This window comes from Pseudomonas muyukensis, assembly GCF_019139535.1.
GTDB lineage: Bacteria > Pseudomonadota > Gammaproteobacteria > Pseudomonadales > Pseudomonadaceae > Aquipseudomonas > Aquipseudomonas muyukensis.
This window is the reverse complement of record NZ_CP077073.1, coordinates 2,982,733-3,002,967: the sequence shown is the minus strand read 5'-3', so window position 1 is coordinate 3,002,967 and position 20,235 is coordinate 2,982,733. Positions and strand designations below refer to the sequence as shown.

Here is a 20,235-nt window from a genome sequence, read left to right as displayed (position 1 = left end):
CCTGCGGGCTGTCAGTGTAAGGGGCTGACGCACCCGCACGAAATTTATTCCCTGTCATCGAGCAATCCAAAGCGTGGGCGCCAGCCTTGCTGGCGAACCAGGCGCCGCCGTTGTTCGTCGACAAGCCGACGCCTGGTACAACCGAGGAATAAACCATTGCCTCGCGCGTCGTACTGGCTCATTCCAACAACAGGGACCGCCCCATGAATACCCCTTTGCCCGGCCCCGCCAAAGCCTTGCGCCTGGCCGCCATCGGCGCCACCCTCGCGGCGCTGGGCGCAGGCTTCGCCTATGCCGCCGGCTGGATCGGCAGCGCCAAACTGACACCGCAACGCATCATCGACACCTTCGAGGCCCAGGCCGGCCATCACCCAGGCTATCGCAAGAACCACGCCAAGGGGCTATGCGTGAGCGGCTACTTCCAGAGCAGCGGCCAGGCCGCGACGCTGTCCAGCGCGCGGGTCTTCAGCCAACAGCGGGTGCCGGTGATCGGCCGCTTCGCCATCGGCGGCGCCAACCCGTTCGCAGCCGATACCGCGATACCGGTGCGCAGCCTGGCGCTGCAACTGACCAGCGACGATGGCCAGGTCTGGCGCACCGGCATGAACAACCCACCGGTACTGGCGGTCAGCACCCCCGAAGGGTTCTACGCCCAGGTCCTGGCCGGCGCCCCCGATCCGGCCACCGGCAAGCCCGACCCGGCAAGGCTGCAAGCCTTCTTCGCCAGCCATCCCGAGAGCGCGGCATTTCGCCAGTGGGCGGCCAGCTACACGCCCAGCGACAGCTTCGCCAGCACCGCCTACCACAGCATCAACGCCTTTCGCCTGATTGCCGCCGACGGCAAGGCGCAACCGGTGCGCTGGGCCCTGGAGCCCCAGGCCCCCTTCGCCGCCCTGCCCGCGCAAATCGACGACAAGCAATTCCTCCAGCACGACCTGCACCAACGCCTGGCCCAAGGCCCGTTGCGCTGGACCCTGCGCCTGACCCTGGCCGAGCCGGGCGACCCGGTGGACGACCCGGCACGCCCCTGGCCTGCCGAGCGCCGCAGCCTGGATGCCGGCACCCTGGTCCTGGAACAGGTCGATGGACCCGAGCAAGGCGCCTGCCGCGACCTCAACTTCGATCCGCTGATCCTGCCCCAGGGTATCGAGCCCTCCGCCGACCCGATCCTGGCGGCCCGCTCGGCCGCCTACTCGGTGTCGTTCAACCGCCGCAGCCACGAATCGCTGAGCGAAGGAGCCCAGCCATGACCGTTACCGCCTTCCACCCCCTGGCGCGCCTGCTGCACTGGCTGATGGCGCTGCTGATCCTGGCCATGTTGTTCATCGGCGTCTCCATGGTTGCCGACCTGTCGCCTCGCCACCCGCTGCTGGTCGAGCTGCACAAGGCCACGGGCCTGGCCCTGCTGGTGCTGGTGGTCCTGCGCATCGGCCTGCGCCTGACCCTGGCGCACCCGCCACTGCCACGCCAACTGCCGACCGCGCAACGCCTGGCCGCCGGGGCATCGCACCTGTTGCTCTATGCCCTGATGCTGGGCATGCCGCTGCTGGGCTGGGCCATGCTCTCGGCCGGCGGCTATCCACGCCCGCTGCAATTGCCGGCCATCGCGCCACACGATCTACAGTTGTATGCCCTGCTGCGCCAGGCCCACGGCTGGGCCGGCTACCTGCTGTTCGCCACTGTGCTGCTGCACCTGGGCGCGGCACTGCTGCACGCCCTGGTGCACCGCGACGGCGTCTTGCGTAGCATGTGGCCAGGCCCGTTGCGTGGTGGTGAATGAGCACTGCCGGGGTCGACAACTGTAAATAATTATTACTAACATCGGCACTCAATTCGCCGAACTGCCCCGGACTGCCCCATGAACGTCGCAAAGGATCCTGCCGCATTCACCCCAGCCAGCACCCTGGACTTGCGTCCGCTGATGCTGGTCAACATGGCCTGCACCATGTCGATGATGGCCTTCGTCGCCCTGATCGGCCCAATCGCCCGCCTGCTGGGCATGGCCACCTGGCAGGCCGGCGCCGCGGTGACCGTGGCCGGCGTGGTCTGGGTGATCCTGGCGCGGCCCTGGGGGCGCCTGGCCGACCGTTATGGCCGGCGTCGGGTGCTGCTGCTGGGCAGCGGTGGTTTCACCCTGGCCTACTGGGTGCTGTGCCTGTTCATCGACGGCGCCTTGCGCTGGCTGCCGGGCGCGACCCTGGCGTTCTTTGGCTTGATGCTGGCCCGTGGCCTGATCGGTGCCTTCTATGCCGCGCTGCCGGTAGGCGGCAATGCGCTGATCGCCGACCATGTCGAGCCGCAACGCCGGGCCCGGGCCATGGCATCGCTGGGTGCGGCCAACGCCGTCGGCCTGGTGGTGGGCCCGGCGCTGGCCGCGCTGCTGTCGCGCTACAGCCTGAGCCTGCCGTTCTATGCCATGTCGCTGTTGCCGGCCAGCGCGTTCGTGGTGCTGCTGTTCAAGCTCAAGCCGCAGCCACTGGCACAAACCCATGCGCCCAATCCGGTGCGGCTGTCCGACCCGCGCCTGCGCCGCCCCTTGCTGGTGGCCTTCAGCGCGATGCTCAGCATCACCGTGTCGCAGATCGCGGTCGGCTTTTTTGCCCTTGACCGCTTGCAGCTCGAGGCCGGGGCCGCCGCCCAGGCTGCCGGTGTCGCCCTGACCTGCGTGGGCGTGGCGCTGATGCTGGCCCAGGTGTTCCTGCGCAAGCTGGAGTGGCCACCGGCAAAAATGATCCGCATCGGCGCCAGCGTTTCCGGGCTGGGTTTCGCTGCTGCGGCGCTGGCCACCCAGGCATCCTGGCTGTGGGGCGCGTTCTTCGTCGCCGCGTTCGGCATGGGCTTCGTCTTCCCGGCCTTCTCTGCCCTGGCCGCCAATGCCATGCAGGCCGGCGAACAGGGCGCCACCGCCGGTTCGATCGGCGCGGCGCAGGGCATGGGCGCGGTGGTCGGGCCACTGGCCGGCACCCTGGTCTATGCCCTCGATCCGCGCTTGCCGTTCCTGGCCGTGGGCCTGCTGTTGCTGGTGGTCGGGCTATGGCCGACAGCGGCCGACCAACGCCACTGATGCGCACAGCGCGCAAGCGTGCAGAGTATGTTTTAATGCGTCGCCCATTATTTTTGACACCTCTGCAAACAAGGCGGCTATGGACACGGGGACACGACTCAAACTGGTGCGTGAACGCAACAACCTCTCCCAGCGGGAGCTGGCCCGCCGCAGCGGCCTGACCAACTCGACGATCTCGCAGATCGAGCAGAACCGGGTCAGCCCTTCGGTCAGTTCCCTGAAGAAGCTGCTCGAAGGGATCCCCATGTCCCTGGCGGAATTTTTCAGCTTCGACGAGCCGGTGCGCGAAGAGCGCTATGTGTTCCGTGGCGGCGAGCAGCCGGACCTGGGCCGCAACGGCCTGCGCATGCTGTTGGTCGGCGCCAGCGTCGAAGGCCGGCAGATGCGCATGCTGCGCGAGTTGTACGCCCCCGGCGCCGACTCTGGCGAGCCGATCGTGCATGCCGAAGGCGAGGAATGCGGCCTGGTCACCCGGGGTACCCTGGAGCTGTGGGTCGACGGCCAGGTCAGCGTGCTCAACGCCGGCGATGGCTACTACATCCCCACCACCCTGCCCCACAGTTTCAAGAACATCGGCCCGGACGAGGCCGAGATCATCAGCGCCAATACCCCGGCGAACTTCTGATTCGCCAAAAGGGTCTCGGCGCCTGTGAGATCGAGCGCCGCGCGGGCGGCGCTCGATCTCACAGGCGCAACTTCATGCCTGCCTGACCAACGCCTCTTCGACGAAATCCAGCCGGTCCTGGCCGAAGAACATCTGCCCGTCGACAAAGAACGTCGGCGCGCCAAACAAGCCACGTTCCACCGCCTCCTCGGTGGCTTTGCGCAAGGCGTCCTTGACCTCAGGCCGGGCGGCCAGCTGGTGGAACACCTCGGCCTCGAAGCCACCGTCAGTCAGGGTCTGCTCCAGAACCGCAGGATCTGCCAGATTGCGCCCGTGCTCGAACAGCCCTGTGAACAGCACCTTCAGCAGCGCCTCGAAACGCTCGTTGGCAAACAACTGGACACCGGTCAGCCCGCGCATCAGGGTCAGGGTGTTGACCGGGAAGCCGGGTGGCAGGGTCAGCGGCACACCGTAGCGACAGGCGTAGCGCGCGAGGTCGATGAACACGTAGCGCCCCTTGGCCGGCACCGTGATCGGCGAAACATTGCCGGTGGCCTGGAACACGCCGCCCAGCAGAATCGGCTTGTACACCAGTTGCGCTGCGTGGCGCGCGCACAGGCCAGGTAGTTGGGTCCAGGCCAGGTAGGTGGCCGGGCTGCCCAGGTCCAGGTAGAACTCGACGGTCTTGCTCATGATTCGATCCTTGTATGAGGGGGGCTTACCAGCGCTCAAGCCACGGGCGCAGGTCAAGTTCGAAGGTCCAGGCATCCCGCGGCTGGGCGTGCAGGAACCAGTAGCTGTCGGCGATATGCGCAGGATCGAGGATGCCGTCCTGGTCCTTGAGCGCGAAGCGTTCGGGGAAGCTGTCGCGGATGAACGCGGTGTCGATGGCGCCATCGACCACCACATGGGCGACATGGATGTTACGTGGCCCCAGTTCCCGCGCCATGCTCTGGGCCAAGGCGCGCAGGCCGTGCTTGGCCCCGGCGAAAGCGGCGAACCCCGCCGCGCCACGGGTACCGGCGGTGGCGCCGGTGAACAGGATGCTGCCGCGCTCGCGGGTGACCATGCGCCGGGCCACCGCCTGGGCGGTGAGAAATCCGGCAAAGCAGGCCATCTCCCAGATCTTGAAGTACTTGCGCGGGGTTTCCTCGAGGATGCTGCAGGGCACATTGGCGCCAATGTTGAAGACAAAGGCTTCGATCGGGCCGATGTCGCGCTCGATGGTTTCCACCAGTTCGGCCACCTCCTCTTCCTTGCGCGCATCAGAGCCAAAGCCATGGGCCTGCCCGCCTTCGGCACGGATCTGGTCGAGCAGAGGCTGCAGCTTCTCGGCCTGGCGCCGGGTCACACACGCGATGTAGCCCTCGCGGGCAAAACGCTTGGCGATCTCGCCACCGGTAGCGTCGCCCGCACCAATCACCAGCACGACCTTTTGTTGTTCTGCCATGGATTGCCCCATTGGTAAATGATCGTTTAGTAAACGAACGCTATGCTACGATCACCTCATCGTCAAGCCCGCGCCACGAGGTTTCGCGCATGCGCTACGCCACCGACCATAAACAACAGACCCGCGAAAAACTGCTGATCAGCAGCGGCGCGCTGGCCAAGCGCGGCGGTTTCGCCGCCACCGGCGTGGCCGAACTGATGAAGGCCATCGGCCTGACCGGCGGGGCCTTCTACAACCACTTCCCCTCCAAGGACGACCTGTTCGGCGAAATCGTGCGCCGCGAACTGAGCAACAGCCCCCTGGGCCGGCAGGCCGAGCATGGCATCGACCGCGCGCGGCTCAAGCGCCTGCTGGAGCAGTACCTGAGCCTGGCCCACCTGCACAATGCCGAAGGTGGCTGCCCGCTGCCGCCACTGGGGGTGGAAATCGCCCGCGCCGAGCAACCGCTGCGCGAGCAGGCCGAGCACTGGTTGGTGGCGCTGCATCAGGCGTGGAGCGAGACCCTCGACGACCCCGAACTGGCCTGGGCGCTGCTCAGCCAGTGCGTCGGCGCACTGGTGGTGGGCCGCATGCTGGCCAGCGAGCCCGTGCAGGCGCAGGTGCTGGCCGCCAGCCGCAAGCTGGTCGGGCGCGTCTTCGATGAGGTTCGCTAGCACCCTGCTCGGCCTGCTGCTGGCCCTGCCCGCCTGCGCCCAGGACAGCTGCCCGGCCGGGCAGTATCAGGTGTGCCTGGTGGTGTGCTTCTGCGCGCCCCTGGACCCTGGACCAGGCGGCCAGGTACTGCAGGATGTCGAGCGCATGGCCACTGGCAGCCTGGTGTTCGCCCTGCGCCAGGCCCATGAGGAAGCCACGGCCAGTGGCACCCAACCCATTCCCTTGCACATCCGCGCCCAGCTCGAACCCTGGTATGACTTCGCCGTGCTCGACGCGGCACGCTACCGGGTGGGTGACGAACAACAGATCAGCGCCGCCAATGCCTTGCTGCAAAACCCGGACGTCAATGCGCTGACCCTGATCGACACCATCATCTTCCGCCGCACCGCCGATGCCCAGGACAACGTGGCGCTCTGGGCCCATGAACTCAAGCACGTGCAGCAATACAAGGAACTGGGGGTCGAGGAATTCGCCCGGCGCTATAGCCGCGACTACCAGGCGCTGGAAGGGCCGGCCTACGAGGTCGAGGCGCAGGTGGCCAAGGCGTTGCGCGAAAAGGCATCCGGCGGGCCACGCTGACTACACCGTCCCCCTGTAGGCGCGGCCTTGCCGAGGCGTCGGACCGGTCGGCAAGGGCTGCGTCGCGGCCCCGGCGATCTATGTGTTAACGCTGAAACCCTGGGGCCGCTGCGCAGCCCTTTCGCGACACGAGGCCGCTCCTACACAGTACGATGCCGCTCTGCAATCATGCGCAACGATCGATGATGGCAGGTGACCCATCATTGCGCGTGATAATAACCTTCGCTCCGTTTGATTCGTGCGTCACGCGCAAGACACTCACACTCCGCCCCACTACTAATACATTGGCGGAGTTCTCCATGGATCACTCACTCAAACCCTTGCGCTTCCCCCTCGCTGCCCTGGCGGTGGTGGTGCTCAGCGCTTGTGGCCGCACACCCGACGCCGTGCAGGCTCCCGCCGCGCCCAAAGTCAGCGTCGCCAAGGTCATCGAACAGCCAATCAATGAATGGGACGAGTTCACCGGCCGCCTCGAAGCTCCGGAAACCGTCGAGATACGCCCCCGCGTGTCCGGCCAGATCGACCTGGTAGCCTTCACCGAAGGTGCTCAGGTGAAGAAAGGCGACCTACTGTTCCAGATCGACCCTCGCCCGTTCCAGGCCGAAGTGCGCCGCCTCGAAGCCCAGCTGCAACAGGCCAAGGCCACCGCCATTCGCAGTGCCAACGAGGCGCGCCGCGGCGAGCGCCTGCGCGACAGCAACGCGATCTCCGCGGAACTGGCCGAGTCGCGCAGCAGCGCCGCCGCCGAAGCCCGTGCCGGGGTCGATGCGATCCAGGCACAACTGGACCTGGCCCGGCTGAACCTGAGCTTCACCCGGGTCAGCGCGCCAATCAGCGGCCGCGTCAGCCGCGCCCAGTTCACCGCCGGCAACATCGTCACGGCCGACGTCACCCCATTGACCAGCGTGGTCTCCACCGACAAGGTCTACGCCTACTTCGACGCCGACGAGCGCGTGTACCTCAAGTACACCCAGCTGGCCCGCGAAGGCCAGCGCGGCCAGAGCACCCCGGTGTACCTGGGCCTGACCAGCGAAACCGGCAACCCGCACCTGGGCCAGATGAACTTCGTCGACAACCAGGTCAACCCGCGCACCGGCACCATCCGTGGCCGCGCCGTGTTCGACAACCGCGACGGCCAGTTCACCCCCGGCCTGTATGCGCGCCTGAAGCTGGTCGGCAGCGCCCAGTACGACGCCGTGCTGATCAACGACGAAGCGGTCGGCACCGACCTTGGCAAGAAGTTCGTGCTGGTCATGGACAAGGACAACAAGGCCGCCTACCGCGCCGTGGAACTGGGGCCCAAGCTCGAAGGCCTGCGCATCGTGCGCAGCGGCCTGGGCAAGGACGACCGCATCGTGGTCAAGGGCCTGCAGCGAGTCCGTCCAGGCTCGCCGGTGACGCCTGAGGAAACGCCGATGGCCAGCGAGCAGACCCTCGCCGCCCTCGCCCAGCAGCGCCAGGCCCTGGAGGCCAGCAACCCGACGCCGAAAGTGGCCGGGGCCAATGTAAAAGTCGCCAGCGCCCAAGCGCCGCGCGGTTAAGGGACGACACCGATGAACTTTTCGAAATTCTTCATTACCCGGCCGATCTTCGCCGCGGTGCTGTCGCTGGTGCTGCTGATCGCGGGTTCCATCTCGCTGTTCCAGCTGCCGATCAGCGAATACCCCGAAGTGGTGCCGCCCACCGTGGTGGTGCGCGCCAACTTCCCCGGCGCCAACCCCAAGGTCATCGGCGAAACCGTCGCCGCGCCGCTTGAGCAAGCCATCACCGGTGTCGAGAACATGCTGTACATGTCCTCGCAGTCCACCGCCGACGGCAAGCTGACCCTGACCATCACCTTCGCCCTGGGCACCGACCTGGACAACGCCCAGGTGCAGGTGCAGAACCGCGTGACCCGCACCCAGCCCAAGCTGCCCGAAGAAGTGACGCGCATCGGTATCACCGTCGACAAGGCCTCGCCCGACCTGACCATGGTCGTGCACCTGACCTCGCCGGACAACCGCTACGACATGCTCTACCTGTCCAACTACGCCATCCTCAACATCAAGGACGAGCTGGCGCGCCTGGGCGGCGTGGGCGATGTGCAGCTGTTCGGCATGGGCGACTACTCGCTGCGGGTGTGGCTCGACCCGAACAAGACCGCCTCGCGCAACCTCACCGCCAGCGACGTGGTGGCAGCGATCCGCGAGCAGAATCGCCAGGTCGCCGCCGGCCAGCTGGGTGCCCCGCCCGCCCCGGGCTCGACCAGCTTCCAGCTGTCGATCAACACCCAGGGCCGCCTGGTCAACGAGGAAGAGTTCGAGAACATCATCATCCGCGCCGGCGCCGACGGCGAGATCACCCGCCTGAAAGACATCGCCCGGGTCGAGCTCGGTTCCAGCCAGTACGCCCTGCGTTCGCTGCTGAACAACCAGCCGGCGGTGGCCCTGCCGATCTTCCAGCGCCCAGGCTCGAACGCCATCGAGATCTCCGACCAAGTCCGGGCGAAGATGGCCGAGCTGAAGAAGGACTTCCCCGAGGGCATGGACTACAGCATCGTCTATGACCCAACCGTGTTCGTCCGCGGCTCCATCGAGGCGGTGGTGCACACACTGTTCGAAGCGCTGATCCTGGTGGTCCTGGTAGTCATCCTGTTCCTGCAGACCTGGCGCGCCTCGATCATCCCGCTGATGGCCGTGCCGGTGTCGCTGATCGGCACCTTCGCGGTCATGCACCTGTTCGGCTTCTCGCTCAACGCGCTGTCGTTGTTCGGCCTGGTGCTGGCCATCGGTATCGTGGTGGACGACGCCATCGTCGTGGTGGAGAACGTCGAACGCAACATCGGGCTTGGCCTGAAACCGCTGGAAGCGACGCAGAAGGCCATGAGCGAAGTGACCGGCCCGATCATCGCCACCGCCCTGGTGCTGTGCGCGGTATTCGTGCCGGCGGCGTTCATCTCGGGGCTTACCGGGCAGTTCTACAAGCAGTTCGCCCTGACCATCGCCATTTCGACCGTGATCTCGGCGTTCAACTCGCTGACCCTGTCGCCGGCCCTGGCCGCGGTGCTGCTCAAGGACCATCACGCACCCAAGGACCGTTTCTCGCGGATCCTGGAGAAGCTGCTGGGCAGCTGGCTGTTCGCGCCGTTCAACCGCTTCTTCGACCGTGCCAGCCATCGCTACGTCGGCGGCGTGCGCCGGGTCATCCGCTCCAGCGGCATCGCCCTGTTCGTCTATGCCGGCCTGATGGGCCTGACCTACCTGGGCTTCTCGTCCACCCCGACCGGCTTCGTTCCGGCCCAGGACAAGCAGTACCTGGTGGCCTTCGCCCAACTGCCTGACGCCGCCAGCCTCGACCGCACCGAGGCGGTGATCAAGCGCATGAGCGAAATTGCCCTGAAACAACCGGGCGTGGCCGACTCGGTGGCCTTCCCGGGCCTATCGATCAACGGTTTCACCAACAGCCCGAACAGCGGCATCGTGTTCACCCCGCTCAAGCCGTTCGACGAGCGCAAGGACCCGAGCCAGTCGGCCGGCGCCATCGCCGCCGCGCTGAACGCACAGTTCGCCGACATCCAGGACGCCTACATCGCGATCTTCCCGCCACCGCCGGTACAAGGGCTGGGCACCATCGGCGGCTTCCGCCTGCAGATCGAGGACCGCGGCAACCTGGGCTACGAAGCGCTGTACAAGGAAACCCAGAACATCATCGCCAAGAGCCACAACGTGCCGGAGCTGGCGGGCCTGTTCACCAGCTACCAGGTCAACGTGCCCCAGGTCGATGCTGCCATCGACCGGGAAAAGGCCAAGACCCACGGCGTGGCGATCAACGATATCTTCGACACCCTGCAGGTCTACCTGGGCTCGCTGTACACCAACGACTTCAACCGCTTTGGCCGCACCTACCAGGTCAACGTCCAGGCCGAGCAGCAGTTCCGCCTCGATGCCGAGCAGATCGGCCAGCTGAAGGTGCGCAACAACCTGGGCGAGATGATCCCGCTGGCGACCTTCCTCAAGGTCAGCGACACCTCCGGGCCAGACCGTGTCATGCACTACAACGGCTTCATCACCGCTGAAATCAACGGCGCCGCTGCCCCCGGCTACAGCTCCGGCCAGGCCGAGGCGGCCATCGAAAAACTGCTGAAAGAGGAACTGCCCAACGGCATGACCTTCGAGTGGACCGACCTGACCTACCAGCAGATCCTCTCGGGCAACACCGCGCTGTTCGTGTTCCCGCTGTGCGTGCTGCTGGCCTTCCTGGTGCTGGCCGCCCAGTACGAAAGCTGGAGCCTGCCGCTGGCGGTGATCCTGATCGTGCCGATGACCCTGCTGTCGGCCATCACCGGGGTGATCGTCTCCGGCGGCGACAACAACATCTTCACCCAGATCGGCCTGATCGTACTGGTGGGCCTGGCGTGCAAGAACGCGATCCTGATCGTCGAGTTCGCCAAGGATGAACAGGCCAAGGGCCTCGACCCGCTGGCCGCTGTGCTGGAAGCTTGCCGCCTGCGCCTGCGGCCGATCCTGATGACCTCGATCGCCTTCATCATGGGCGTGGTGCCGCTGGTGTTTTCCTCCGGCGCCGGCGCCGAGATGCGTCACGCCATGGGTGTGGCGGTGTTCTCGGGGATGATCGGGGTGACCGTGTTCGGCCTGTTCCTGACCCCGGTGTTCTTCTTCCTGATCCGCCGTTTCGTCGAACGACGCCAGGCCCGCAAGGCCACGCCTGCTCTGCCGCTGGAGAATCACGCATGAAGCTGCTCAAGCCCCTGACCCCGAGCCTGCTGGCGCTGGCCCTGGCGGCCTGCGCGGTGGGCCCGGACTACCAGGCCCCGCTGACCGAGCCGGCCAAGCTGGACGCCGGCCTTGAAGCCAAAGCCTATGACCGCAGCCGCTTCGAGAGCCTGTGGTGGAAACAGTTCGACGACCCGGTGCTGAACCAGTTGGTGCAGGCATCGCTGGACGGCAACCGCGACCTGCGCGTGGCCTTCGCCCGCCTGAAAGCGGCGCGGTCGATTCGCGAGGACGTGTCCAACGACCAGATCCCCGTGGTCACCAGCCGCGCCAGCAGCGACCTGGGCAAGGGCCAGGTCCCTGGCCAGACCGAACGCCGGGTCAACAGCGAGCGCTATGACCTGGGCCTGGACATGGCCTGGGAGCTCGACCTGTTCGGCCGCATCCAGCGCCAGATCGAGGCCAGCGAAGCCCAGGAAGCGGCGGCCGAAGCCGACCTGCAGCAGTTGCAGGTCAGCCTGATCGCCGAGCTGGTCGACGCCTACGGCCAACTGCGCGGCGCCCAGCTGCGCGAGCAGATCGCCGTGGCCAACCTCAAGACCCAGCAGCAGTCGCGGGACATCACCGTGACCCTGCGCGACACCGGGGTCGGCAACGAACTCGACGTGGTTCGCGCCGACGCCCGCCTGGCGGGTGTCGAAGCCAGCGTGCCGCAGTTGCAGGCCGCGCAGGTGCGGGCGAAGAACCGCATCGCCACCCTGCTCGGCCAGCGCCCGGACGCCCTGGCCGTCGATCTGTCGCCCAAGGCCCTGCCGGCGATCGCCAAGGCCCTGCCGGTGGGCGACCCCGGCGAGCTGCTGCGCCGCCGCCCGGACATCCGCAGCGCCGAGCGCCAGCTGGCCGCCGCCACCGCCAATGTCGGCGTGGCCACCGCCGACCTGTTCCCCCGGGTCAGCCTCAGCGGCTTCCTTGGCTTCACCGCCGCACGCGGTTCGCAGATCGGCTCTTCGGCGGCCAACGCCTGGGCGCTGGGCCCGAGCATTACCTGGGCGGCGTTCGACCTGGGCAGCGTGCGCGCCCGCCTGCGCGGCGCCAAGGCAGATGCCGAAGGGGCGCTGGCCAACTACGAACAACAGGTGCTGCTGGCCCTGGAAGAGTCCTCCAACGCCTTCAGCGACTATGGCAAGCGCCAGCAGCGCCTGCTGGCGTTGATGCGCCAGAGCGATGCCAGCCGCAAGGCGGCCGAGCTGGCCTCGATACGCTACCGCGAAGGCACGGTGGATTACCTGGTGCTGCTCGACGCCGAACGCGAGCGCCTGAGCGCCGAGGATGCCCAGGCCCAGGGCGAGGTCGAGCTGTACAGCGGCATCGTGGCAATCTACAAGGCGCTCGGCGGCGGCTGGCAGCCGGAGGTGGTCGCCACCGCGCAGTAATTGCCTTGTGATGTAAAGACTCCTTTGGTTGGTTCCTCCCCCAACCGTTTGCCCCGCAGGCCTTGGCCCGCGGGGCTTTTTTTCGAGGATGAACCGGCAAAAGCCGGCCTGAACGATGCCCCCCGTAAAGCCGCTGCCATGCACCGCGGCGCCTTCTGCGCCAGCAAGGCTGGCGCCTGCAACCATCGCGGCGGCACGTGGCCAAGAGCTTGCCGCTTGCAGCCCAGGCCATTGTGCCCCAAGCTCTGCCTTCCCTCGCCACGGACCCTCGCGCACGATGCCCACACGCCACCGCTACCTGCTCGCCCTGCTGCTCGCGGTACTGGTGCCCGTCGTGATCGGCTACCTGTGGCGCGACCCGCAACCCAGCGTGCCCAACCTGCCCCCGCACAGTTATGCCAAGGCCCTGCGCCAGGCCCATGAGGGCCAGCCAGGTGCCGCGCGGGTGTTGTACCAACAACTACAGCGCGACGACCTGGCGCCGATTCGCCGCGCGGCCCTGTATGCCGAGCTGCCCAATTATCCCTCGCCACAAGCCTTGAAACTGGCCAAGCAGGACCTCGAGCACGATGAGCCAATGGTGCGCCGGGCCGCGATCGCCGCCGTGCGTCGCCTGTTGCCGGCCGCCCAGCGCAGCCTGGTGCTCGGTCCCCTGCTCGAAGACGACGAGCAAAGCGTGCGCTTCGCCGTGGTCGACGCCCTGCTCGGCCTCGATCCCGATGCCATCGGCCTGTACTTCGGCCCCTTGCAGGGCACCCTGGAGCAATACGAGCAAACCTTGGAACAACAACCCGACGACGCCGCGGCGCAGGTGCACCTGGCCAGGCTGTACATGCACGAGCAAGCGTTCGATGCCGCTGCCCGGGCCCTGCAGCGCAGCCTGGCGGTGGCGCCCGACAACCTCGATGCCCTGGCCACCCAGGTCCGCCTGCTGGAGCGCCAGGGGCAGCACGACGCTTCGCGCGCGGTACTGGCCAAGGCCTTGGCCCTGCGTCCGGATTCGGCGTTCCTGCAATATGAACTGGGGTTGTGGCTGAGCCGCCACGAGCAGCAGGAATACGCCCTGCTGGCCCTCGCCCGCGCCGTGGAGCTGGAACCGGAGAACAACGATTACCGCTACACCCTCGCCACTACTTTGCACCAGCTCGAACAGGTGGATGCCGCGCAAAAGCAACTGGAGGCCGTGCTCAGCCGCGAACCTGCCAATCGCCGGGCGCGGGTGCTGCTGATCCAGTACTGGAAAGAAACCGGACAATTGCAGAATGTCCAGGTGCTGCTGGCCGAACTGGAGCGCCAGAACCCCGACGACCCTTACCTGCAACAGGGGCTCTGAGAGGACGGCCGCGCACTGGCCAGGCGCTCACACCTGCAACAGGCGTCGAATCCGCTCAACCAGGGTCTCCAGCGAGAAGGGCTTGAGCAGTAGATCGATACCTGGCTCGGCGAGCAGCGACGGCTCTACCGGATCGTCGTTGAAACCGGTGATGAACAGGATCTTCTGATCCGCATCGATCAAGCGCAAGGCCTTGGCGACTTGTCGGCCACTGAAACCGCCGGGTAATCCGATGTCGGTCACCACCAGGTCGAACGGGCCATGGTGTCGATACTCAGCCAAGGCGCTGTTGGCGTCAGCCACGTCGCAGACCTCGAAGCCTCGGTCGCTGAGCATTTCCGTCATCACCCGCCGCAGGCCGGCTTCGTCATCCACCACCAGCAGCCGCGCCCCCGTGACCTGGGCATCGGTGGGCAGTTCCGGTTCTGCCACGCTGTCCAGGCAGCGCGGGAGCATCAGTACGACCCGGGTGCCTTGCTCAAGCCTCGAGTCGATCCAGGCCTGCCCCCCCGACTGACGCACAAAGCCATGGACCATCGGCAAACCCAGGCCGGCGCCTTGACCGAGGGGTTTGCTGGTAAAGAACGGGTCGAACGCGCGCTGCATGTCTTGCGCCGACATGCCCTGCCCATCGTCGTCGATCTGCAGCATGACGTAGTCGCCTGCCAGCAACTCGGCGTGGCCGGTATTGCCCTGCTCGACCCGCTCATTGGCGATGCGGATCGTCACGTTACCCTGGCCGAGGCAGGCGTCATGGGCATTGCTGCACAGGTGCAGCAACGCGTTGCGAAACAGGTCTGGATCAAGTTTCAGTGTCCAGGGGGCCACGTCCATCTCCCAGCGCAGCTGTATGCCGCTACCGAGCGTCTGTTGCAACAATGGCGCCATCGATTCGAGCACAGGCTTGATGTCCAGCGCCTTGGGGCAAAGCGGCTGGCTGCGGGCAAATGCCAACAGGTTGCGGGTCAGGCCTATGGCCCGTTCGGCAGCCTCGCGGGCCATGGCCACGTAGGCGGCCAGGTTCTCCAGGCGGCCCTGGGCCAGACGCCGGTCCAGCAGCTCCAGGCTGCTGCTGACCCCGGAAAGCACGTTGTTCATTTCATGGCCCATGCCACCGGCCACCTTGACCAGCGGCTCCATGCGCTGGCTATCGAGCACCGTGGCCTGTGCCAGGCGCTGCACGGTTTGCCGCTCCTCGGTGAGGTTGCGCCCGACCAGGGCCGGCAAACCCTGGTCGCAGGCACCCCGCCAGCGAAACCACAGGTAATGGCCGTCGCGATGACGCACCCGGCCATCGAAGTGGTCCATTTCGGCGCCCTGGCGCAGCGCGCTCAGCCCAAGCATGGCCTCGGTGCGATCGGCGGGGTGGAACAGTTCCGGCAACGCGAACACCCGCGATTCGTCCTCGGACCAACCCAACAAACGCTGCCAGGCTGGGTTGGCCATACGGATCCGGAAGTCGGCATCGAGCAACAGCATCAAGTCGCCAGACCAAGGCCAAGTGGGCGTGGGGTTGGCCAGGTGATGCGCCAACCGGGCCTCGAAGGACTGCGCCAGCTCCCGCCACTGCCGAGTCGTTTCGACACTGGCGGTGGTCTCGATCAAGGTATGCAGGAACCCGGCTATCTCCTGGCGGTCATCATGCAAGGGTGAAAAACTACCCGTGACCCAGACCGTTGCCACCCCGCCTTGACGCTCGATCGGCAACGGCGCGTCCGCCAGCAGGCTGCCGCGCCCTTCGAGGGCCATGAACACCGATGGCCCCAGGCTGTCCCAGGCATGCGCCCACAGCTGATCGAAGCGCTGGCCCTGAATGTCCGCGGCTTCGCCCAGCAGTAGCTTGTAACCCTGGTTGTGGACCAAGGTCAGCTCCGGCCCCCAGATCAACGCGCAGGGAAACGGCGACAACAACAGCATGTCCACGGCAATACGCAAGGCCGCGGGCCACAGCACCAGAGGCCCGAGGGGGGTCGTGCTCCAGTCGAAACCGGTGACCACTTCGTTCGGCCCGCTCACCCTCGCCGCCGAGCGCTGCAATTGGATGACTTGCTCGGCAAAAGGGTCCTGCTCAGCGGCCAATGTCTTCGTCCCACAGTTCAGGCTTGCGGGCGATGAACTCGCGCATCAGCGTCTTGCAGGTCTGGTCATGGCGCACCTCGAGCTTCACGCCACGGCCGCTGAGCAACTGCTCTTCACCCATGAAGGTGTCGTGCTCGCCTATGACCACCTGCTTGATGCCGTACAAGAGGATGGCCCCGCTGCACATGGCGCAGGGCGACAGGGTGGTATAGAGGGTGGCCTCCTGGTAAACGCGTGCGGGCTGGCGCCCGGCATTTTCCAGGGCATCCATTTCGCCATGCAGGATGGCGCTGCCTTGCTGTACCCGTCGATTGTGTCCGCGACCGATGATCTTGCCGTCGTGCACCAGCACCGACCCGATCGGTATACCGCCCTCTTCCAACCCTTTGCGGGCCTCGTCGATAGCGGCCTGCATAAAGGCGCAAGTTGCCTGATCCATGGTCTTTCCCTGGGGGTGCAATTGTTTTGCAGCAGACTAGCACAACACTCGCCATAGCACGGCTATGCTCTATAGGCTTTCGCTGGCCTGGCCATCCGTTTCCCATGGGTTCGACGGGTATGCACACATGAACAAGAAGATCCTGGTCGTGCTGACCAACACCGCCAAATATCCAGACTTGAAGCGCGCCACCGGGCTGTGGCTGGGTGAAGCCGTGCACTTCGTCGACAAGGTGCAGCAGGCCGGCTACAGCGTCGACTATGTCAGCCCGGCCGGTGGCTACGTGCCCATCGACCCGCACAGCTTGCAGATGGCGCCGGAGCTGGACTGGCAGTGGTACAACGACCGGGCCTTCATGAACCGCCTGGGTACCACCCTGAGCCCCGGCCAGGCCAAGGCCGAGCACTACAGTGCGATCTACTACACCGGCGGGCATGGGGTGATGTGGGATTTCCCCGACAACCAACCCTTGCAGGAGCTGGCGCGGCGTATCCATGAGCGCGGCGGTGCGGTGGCGGCGGTGTGCCATGGCGTGGTCGGGCTGCTCAACATCAAGCTCAGCGACAACAGCCTACTGCTCAAGGGACGCAAGGTAACCGGCTTCTCCAACACTGAAGAGAAACTGGCCGAACTGGATAAAGTGGTGCCGTTCCTGACCGAAAACGAGCTCATTGCCCGTGGCGGCGAATACCACCAGGCCGATGATCCCTGGGCAGCCTTTGTGGTCGAGGATGGCAGCCTGATCACCGGGCAGAACCCCGCCTCCACCCGCCAGGTTGGCGAAGCCGTCATTCGCTTCCTGGACAACCGATAACCTGCACAAACGCATCGCGGGGCAAACCCGCTCCCACCTGACTGAGGGAGCGGGTTTGCCCCGCGATAGCGTGCAGCCTGAAGCGGGTTACTCGACGCTCAGCACGCCACGGCGCACCTGGTCGCGCTCGATCGACTCGAACAGCGCCTTGAAGTTGCCTTCGCCGAAGCCATCGTCACCCTTGCGCTGGATGAACTCGAAGAAGACTGGGCCCAGCAGGGTTTCCGAGAAAATCTGCAGCAGCAGGCGCTTGTCGCCGGCCTCGGACGCGCCATCGAGCAGGATGCCGCGCGCTTGCAGCTGGTCAACCGGCTCACCGTGACCCGGCAGACGCTCTTCGAGCATTTCGTAGTAGGTCTGCGGTGGCGCGGTCATGAAGCGCATGCCGCACGCCTTGAGCGCATCCCAGGTCTTGAGCAGGTCGTCGGTGAGGAAGGCCACGTGCTGGATGCCTTCGCCGTTGAACTGCATCAGGAACTCTTCGATCTGCCCGGCGCCCTTGGACGATTCCTCGTTCAGCGGGATGCGGATCATGCCGTCCGGGGCGGTCATGGCCTTGGAGGTCAGGCCGGTGTACTCGCCCTTGATGTCGAAGTAACGGATTTCGCGGAAGTTGAACAGTTTCTCGTAGAAACCGGCCCAATAAGCCATGCGCCCGCGATAGACGTTATGGGTCAGGTGGTCGATGATCTTCAGGCCTGCACCGACCGGGTTGCGGTCGACGCCTTCGATGAACTTGAAGTCGATGTCGTAGATCGAGCTGCCGTCTTCGTAGCGATCGATCAGGTACAGCGGCGCGCCACCGATACCCTTGATCGCCGGCAGGCGCAGTTCCATCGGGCCGGTTTCGATCTCTACCGGCTGAGCACCCAGCTCCAGGGCGCGGGCGTAGGCCTCATGGGCGTTGCGCACGCGGAACGCCATGCCGCACACCGACGGGCCGTGCTCGGCGGCGAAGTACGAGGCGATGCTGTTGGGTTCGTTGTTGAGAATCAGGTTGATGCCACCCTGGCGATACAGGTGCACATCCTTGGAGCGGTGGCTGGCCACCTTGGTGAAACCGAGTATCTGGAATACCGGCTCCAGCACGCCTGGGGTCGGCGAGGCGAGCTCGATGAATTCGAAGCCTTCCAGGCCCATCGGGTTTTCGAAGATATCTGCCATGTTCGTGTCCTCATCTGCAGCGAATAACGGTTGATTAGTTGCTTTGGATGTCGAACAGGGGTGGAGGTGAGCAGGGAATGCCGCGCACGCTACGGGCAAGGAAGTCACCAATGATCAGCTTGAACCCATGGTATGTCATATGGACCCATTCTCGGCGGGCTTGATTCCCCGGGAAGCGGAGAACCTTATTGTTTTATTCGTAAACCGATTCTACAGGGCGTAAATGGCTTTGTCGCGCTTTAGTTGGCCGCCTGCGTCGACAAACGGCTATCCTTCGCTTCATCACGCCTGCGAGCCACAAGGTTTACCTGCCCATGCCACTGACCGCCAAACGCCCTGCCCGCTGGAGCTGGCGCTCGTTGCTGCCCTGGGTGGTAGGCGTGCTGCCGCTGCTCTGCGGGCTACTGGTGATGCGCTGGCAGACCGAACATGACCTGCGCGTCAGTAGCCAGACCACCGCCAAAGAGGTGGTCGGGCATATCGAGCAGATCCTCGACAGCCTCTCCACCGCCGCCAACCACCTGCTGCCCATGGCCGGCCTGCCCTGCGAACAGGTGCAATTGGCGCTGCGCGGGGAGGTCACCCGCAACGCCTTCGTGCGCTCGACCAACCTGTTCGACCACGACACCCTTTATTGCTCGTCCTTGTTCGGTGATTTCGACGAGCCGGTGGATGCCCGTGACTATACCGACGGGCAACTGTGGCTGATGGACGGCAACTCGGTCACCCCAGGCCACCCGCTGCTGGTCTACCGGGTGAGCACGGGGGATCGCGGGGCGATCAGCACCGTGGACGGCGGCCACCTGCTCACCGCCCTGCGCCTGATCGGCGAGGACGACGAACTGCAGGTGCAGGTGGGCAACCACTGGATGGGCGCAAATGGCAAGGTTCACCCCGGCACCCCGCCGATAGCCGCCAGCGCCGCGGTGACCTTCTCCTCCACCCGCTATCCGTTCAGCGTGCACGGCGGCTATGCCGCCAGCAAGCCCGGCGAGGTGATGCGCGCGCGCTACCCGGCGCTGCTGAGCCTGCTGCTGGTACTGGGCGTGCTCGCCGGCGCTGCCTGCCGCTGGCAACTGCGCAGGGCCAGCTCCCCACGCGCCGAACTGGAGCGGGCGCTGGAGGCCAACGAGTTCGTGCCCTACTTCCAGCCCGTGGTGCGCAACGGCGACTACCACTGGGCCGGCATCGAGGTGCTGATGCGCTGGCAGCACCCACGCGAAGGCCTGGTGCGCCCCGACCTGTTCATTCCCTATGCCGAGCACAGCGGCCAGATCGTCGCCATGACCCGCAGCCTGATGCTGGCCACGGCCCAGGCCCTGGCCCCTCACGTCGCACTGCTGGAGGACGGCTTTCATGTCGGCGTCAACATCACCGCCGACCATTGCCGCGACCTGAGCCTGCTCGACGACTGCCAGACCTTCCTCCAGCACTTCCCGCCCGCACGGGTGGTGCTGACCCTGGAGCTGACCGAGCGCAAGTTGCTCGAACCCACGCCGGTGACCCTCGAGTTGTTCGAAAAACTGCACGCGCTGGGGGTGATGATCGCCCTCGACGACTTCGGCACCGGTGTGTCCAGCCTCAACTACCTGCGCCAGTTCAAGGTCGATTACCTGAAGATCGACCAGAGCTTCGTCGCCATGATCGGCGGCGACGCGCTGTCCCAGCATATCCTCGACACCATCATCGAACTGTCGACCAAGCTGGGCCTGGGCATCGTCGCCGAAGGCGTGGAAACCGAGGTGCAGCGCGACTACCTGGCGCGCCACGGGGTGGACTTCCAGCAGGGCTACCTGTTCGCCCGGCCGATGCCCGCCCACGAGCTGCTCCTGGCCCTGGCCGCGCGTCCCGGCAGCCCACGGTTGCCGCAAGGCAACACCCCTGAGATCATGCGCGGCTGATCCACCCGC

At 65.9% G+C, this 20,235-nt stretch carries 17 protein-coding genes; 12 read left to right on the top strand and 5 right to left on the bottom strand.

Annotation, left to right across the window (positions count from 1 at the left end; genetic code table 11):
• The first annotated feature begins 203 nt into the window (after positions 1 to 203).
• The 4 genes from KSS95_RS13695 to KSS95_RS13680 all read left to right on the top strand — a co-directional run bounded on the left by KSS95_RS13695 (position 204) and on the right by KSS95_RS13680 (position 3,689).
• Positions 204 to 1,250: a catalase family peroxidase gene (locus KSS95_RS13695; protein ID WP_217847617.1), complete on the top strand. Its 1,047-nt coding sequence runs from the start codon at positions 204 to 206 to the stop codon at positions 1,248 to 1,250.
• Complete coding sequence (locus tag KSS95_RS13690; RefSeq protein ID WP_217847616.1) at positions 1,247 to 1,780, top strand: cytochrome b; 534 nt, start codon at positions 1,247 to 1,249, stop codon at positions 1,778 to 1,780. Before KSS95_RS13695 ends, KSS95_RS13690 begins: the two co-directional genes overlap by 4 nt.
• Before the next feature lie 78 nt (positions 1,781 to 1,858).
• A complete protein-coding gene (locus KSS95_RS13685) occupies positions 1,859 to 3,064 on the top strand; it encodes an MFS transporter (protein WP_217847615.1) in 1,206 nt (401 codons plus the stop codon).
• A 79-nt stretch (positions 3,065 to 3,143) separates the two neighbouring features.
• Positions 3,144 to 3,689, top strand: a complete 546-nt coding sequence (locus KSS95_RS13680) for a cupin domain-containing protein (RefSeq protein ID WP_134692009.1) — start codon at positions 3,144 to 3,146, stop codon at positions 3,687 to 3,689.
• A 72-nt stretch (positions 3,690 to 3,761) separates the two neighbouring features.
• On the opposite strand, the gene KSS95_RS13675 is transcribed toward KSS95_RS13680, so the two are convergent.
• Together KSS95_RS13675 and KSS95_RS13670 are read right to left on the bottom strand one after the other, a co-directional pair.
• Entirely contained in the window at positions 3,762 to 4,361 is a 600-nt protein-coding gene (locus KSS95_RS13675) for a 2-hydroxychromene-2-carboxylate isomerase (RefSeq protein WP_217847614.1), read from the bottom strand.
• Positions 4,362 to 4,386: 25 nt separating this feature from the next.
• Positions 4,387 to 5,118, bottom strand: a complete 732-nt coding sequence (locus KSS95_RS13670) for an SDR family oxidoreductase (protein ID WP_217847613.1) — start codon at positions 5,116 to 5,118, stop codon at positions 4,387 to 4,389.
• A gap of 89 nt (positions 5,119 to 5,207) precedes the next feature.
• On the opposite strand from KSS95_RS13670, the gene KSS95_RS13665 reads away from it, so the two are divergent.
• The 6 genes from KSS95_RS13665 to KSS95_RS13640 all read left to right on the top strand — a co-directional run bounded on the left by KSS95_RS13665 (position 5,208) and on the right by KSS95_RS13640 (position 13,829).
• Positions 5,208 to 5,771, top strand: a complete 564-nt coding sequence (locus KSS95_RS13665; protein WP_217847612.1) for a TetR/AcrR family transcriptional regulator — start codon at positions 5,208 to 5,210, stop codon at positions 5,769 to 5,771.
• Positions 5,758 to 6,351 (top strand): eCIS core domain-containing protein, encoded by a 594-nt coding sequence (locus KSS95_RS13660; RefSeq protein WP_217847611.1) that lies wholly within the window; start codon positions 5,758 to 5,760, stop codon positions 6,349 to 6,351. Before KSS95_RS13665 ends, KSS95_RS13660 begins: the two co-directional genes overlap by 14 nt.
• Before the next feature lie 299 nt (positions 6,352 to 6,650).
• Complete coding sequence (gene mexE / locus KSS95_RS13655) at positions 6,651 to 7,892, top strand: multidrug efflux RND transporter periplasmic adaptor subunit MexE (RefSeq protein WP_217847610.1); 1,242 nt, start codon at positions 6,651 to 6,653, stop codon at positions 7,890 to 7,892.
• A gap of 12 nt (positions 7,893 to 7,904) precedes the next feature.
• Positions 7,905 to 11,084, top strand: coding sequence for an efflux RND transporter permease subunit (locus KSS95_RS13650; protein ID WP_217847609.1), 3,180 nt, complete (start codon positions 7,905 to 7,907; stop codon positions 11,082 to 11,084).
• Complete coding sequence (locus KSS95_RS13645) at positions 11,081 to 12,496, top strand: efflux transporter outer membrane subunit (protein WP_217847608.1); 1,416 nt, start codon at positions 11,081 to 11,083, stop codon at positions 12,494 to 12,496. Before KSS95_RS13650 ends, KSS95_RS13645 begins: the two co-directional genes overlap by 4 nt.
• A gap of 277 nt (positions 12,497 to 12,773) precedes the next feature.
• Entirely contained in the window at positions 12,774 to 13,829 is a 1,056-nt protein-coding gene (locus KSS95_RS13640) for a tetratricopeptide repeat protein (protein ID WP_217847607.1), read from the top strand.
• A gap of 27 nt (positions 13,830 to 13,856) precedes the next feature.
• On the opposite strand, the gene KSS95_RS13635 is transcribed toward KSS95_RS13640, so the two are convergent.
• On the bottom strand, positions 13,857 to 15,908 hold the full coding sequence (locus KSS95_RS13635) for a hybrid sensor histidine kinase/response regulator (RefSeq protein ID WP_225935503.1): 2,052 nt from the start codon (positions 15,906 to 15,908) through the stop codon (positions 13,857 to 13,859).
• Positions 15,898 to 16,347, bottom strand: a complete 450-nt coding sequence (locus tag KSS95_RS13630; RefSeq protein ID WP_217847606.1) for a nucleoside deaminase — start codon at positions 16,345 to 16,347, stop codon at positions 15,898 to 15,900. Before KSS95_RS13630 ends, KSS95_RS13635 begins: the two co-directional genes overlap by 11 nt.
• Before the next feature lie 127 nt (positions 16,348 to 16,474).
• Between KSS95_RS13630 and KSS95_RS13625 the strand changes: the two genes are divergently transcribed.
• The gene (locus KSS95_RS13625) at positions 16,475 to 17,161 is read left to right on the top strand and encodes a type 1 glutamine amidotransferase domain-containing protein (RefSeq protein ID WP_217847605.1); all 687 of its coding nucleotides are present in this window, start codon (positions 16,475 to 16,477) and stop codon (positions 17,159 to 17,161) included.
• A gap of 87 nt (positions 17,162 to 17,248) precedes the next feature.
• Here the strand turns inward: KSS95_RS13625 and hppD are convergent, their stop codons facing one another.
• Positions 17,249 to 18,325 carry a 4-hydroxyphenylpyruvate dioxygenase gene (gene hppD, locus KSS95_RS13620; RefSeq protein ID WP_217847604.1) on the bottom strand — a complete coding sequence of 359 codons (1,077 nt, stop codon included), beginning with the start codon at positions 18,323 to 18,325 and terminating at the stop codon, positions 17,249 to 17,251.
• 314 nt (positions 18,326 to 18,639) lie between these two features.
• Here hppD and KSS95_RS13615 point away from each other — a divergent pair, with 314 nt between their 5' ends.
• Positions 18,640 to 20,226: an EAL domain-containing protein gene (locus KSS95_RS13615; RefSeq protein WP_217847603.1), complete on the top strand. Its 1,587-nt coding sequence runs from the start codon at positions 18,640 to 18,642 to the stop codon at positions 20,224 to 20,226.
• Positions 20,227 to 20,235 lie beyond the last annotated feature (9 nt).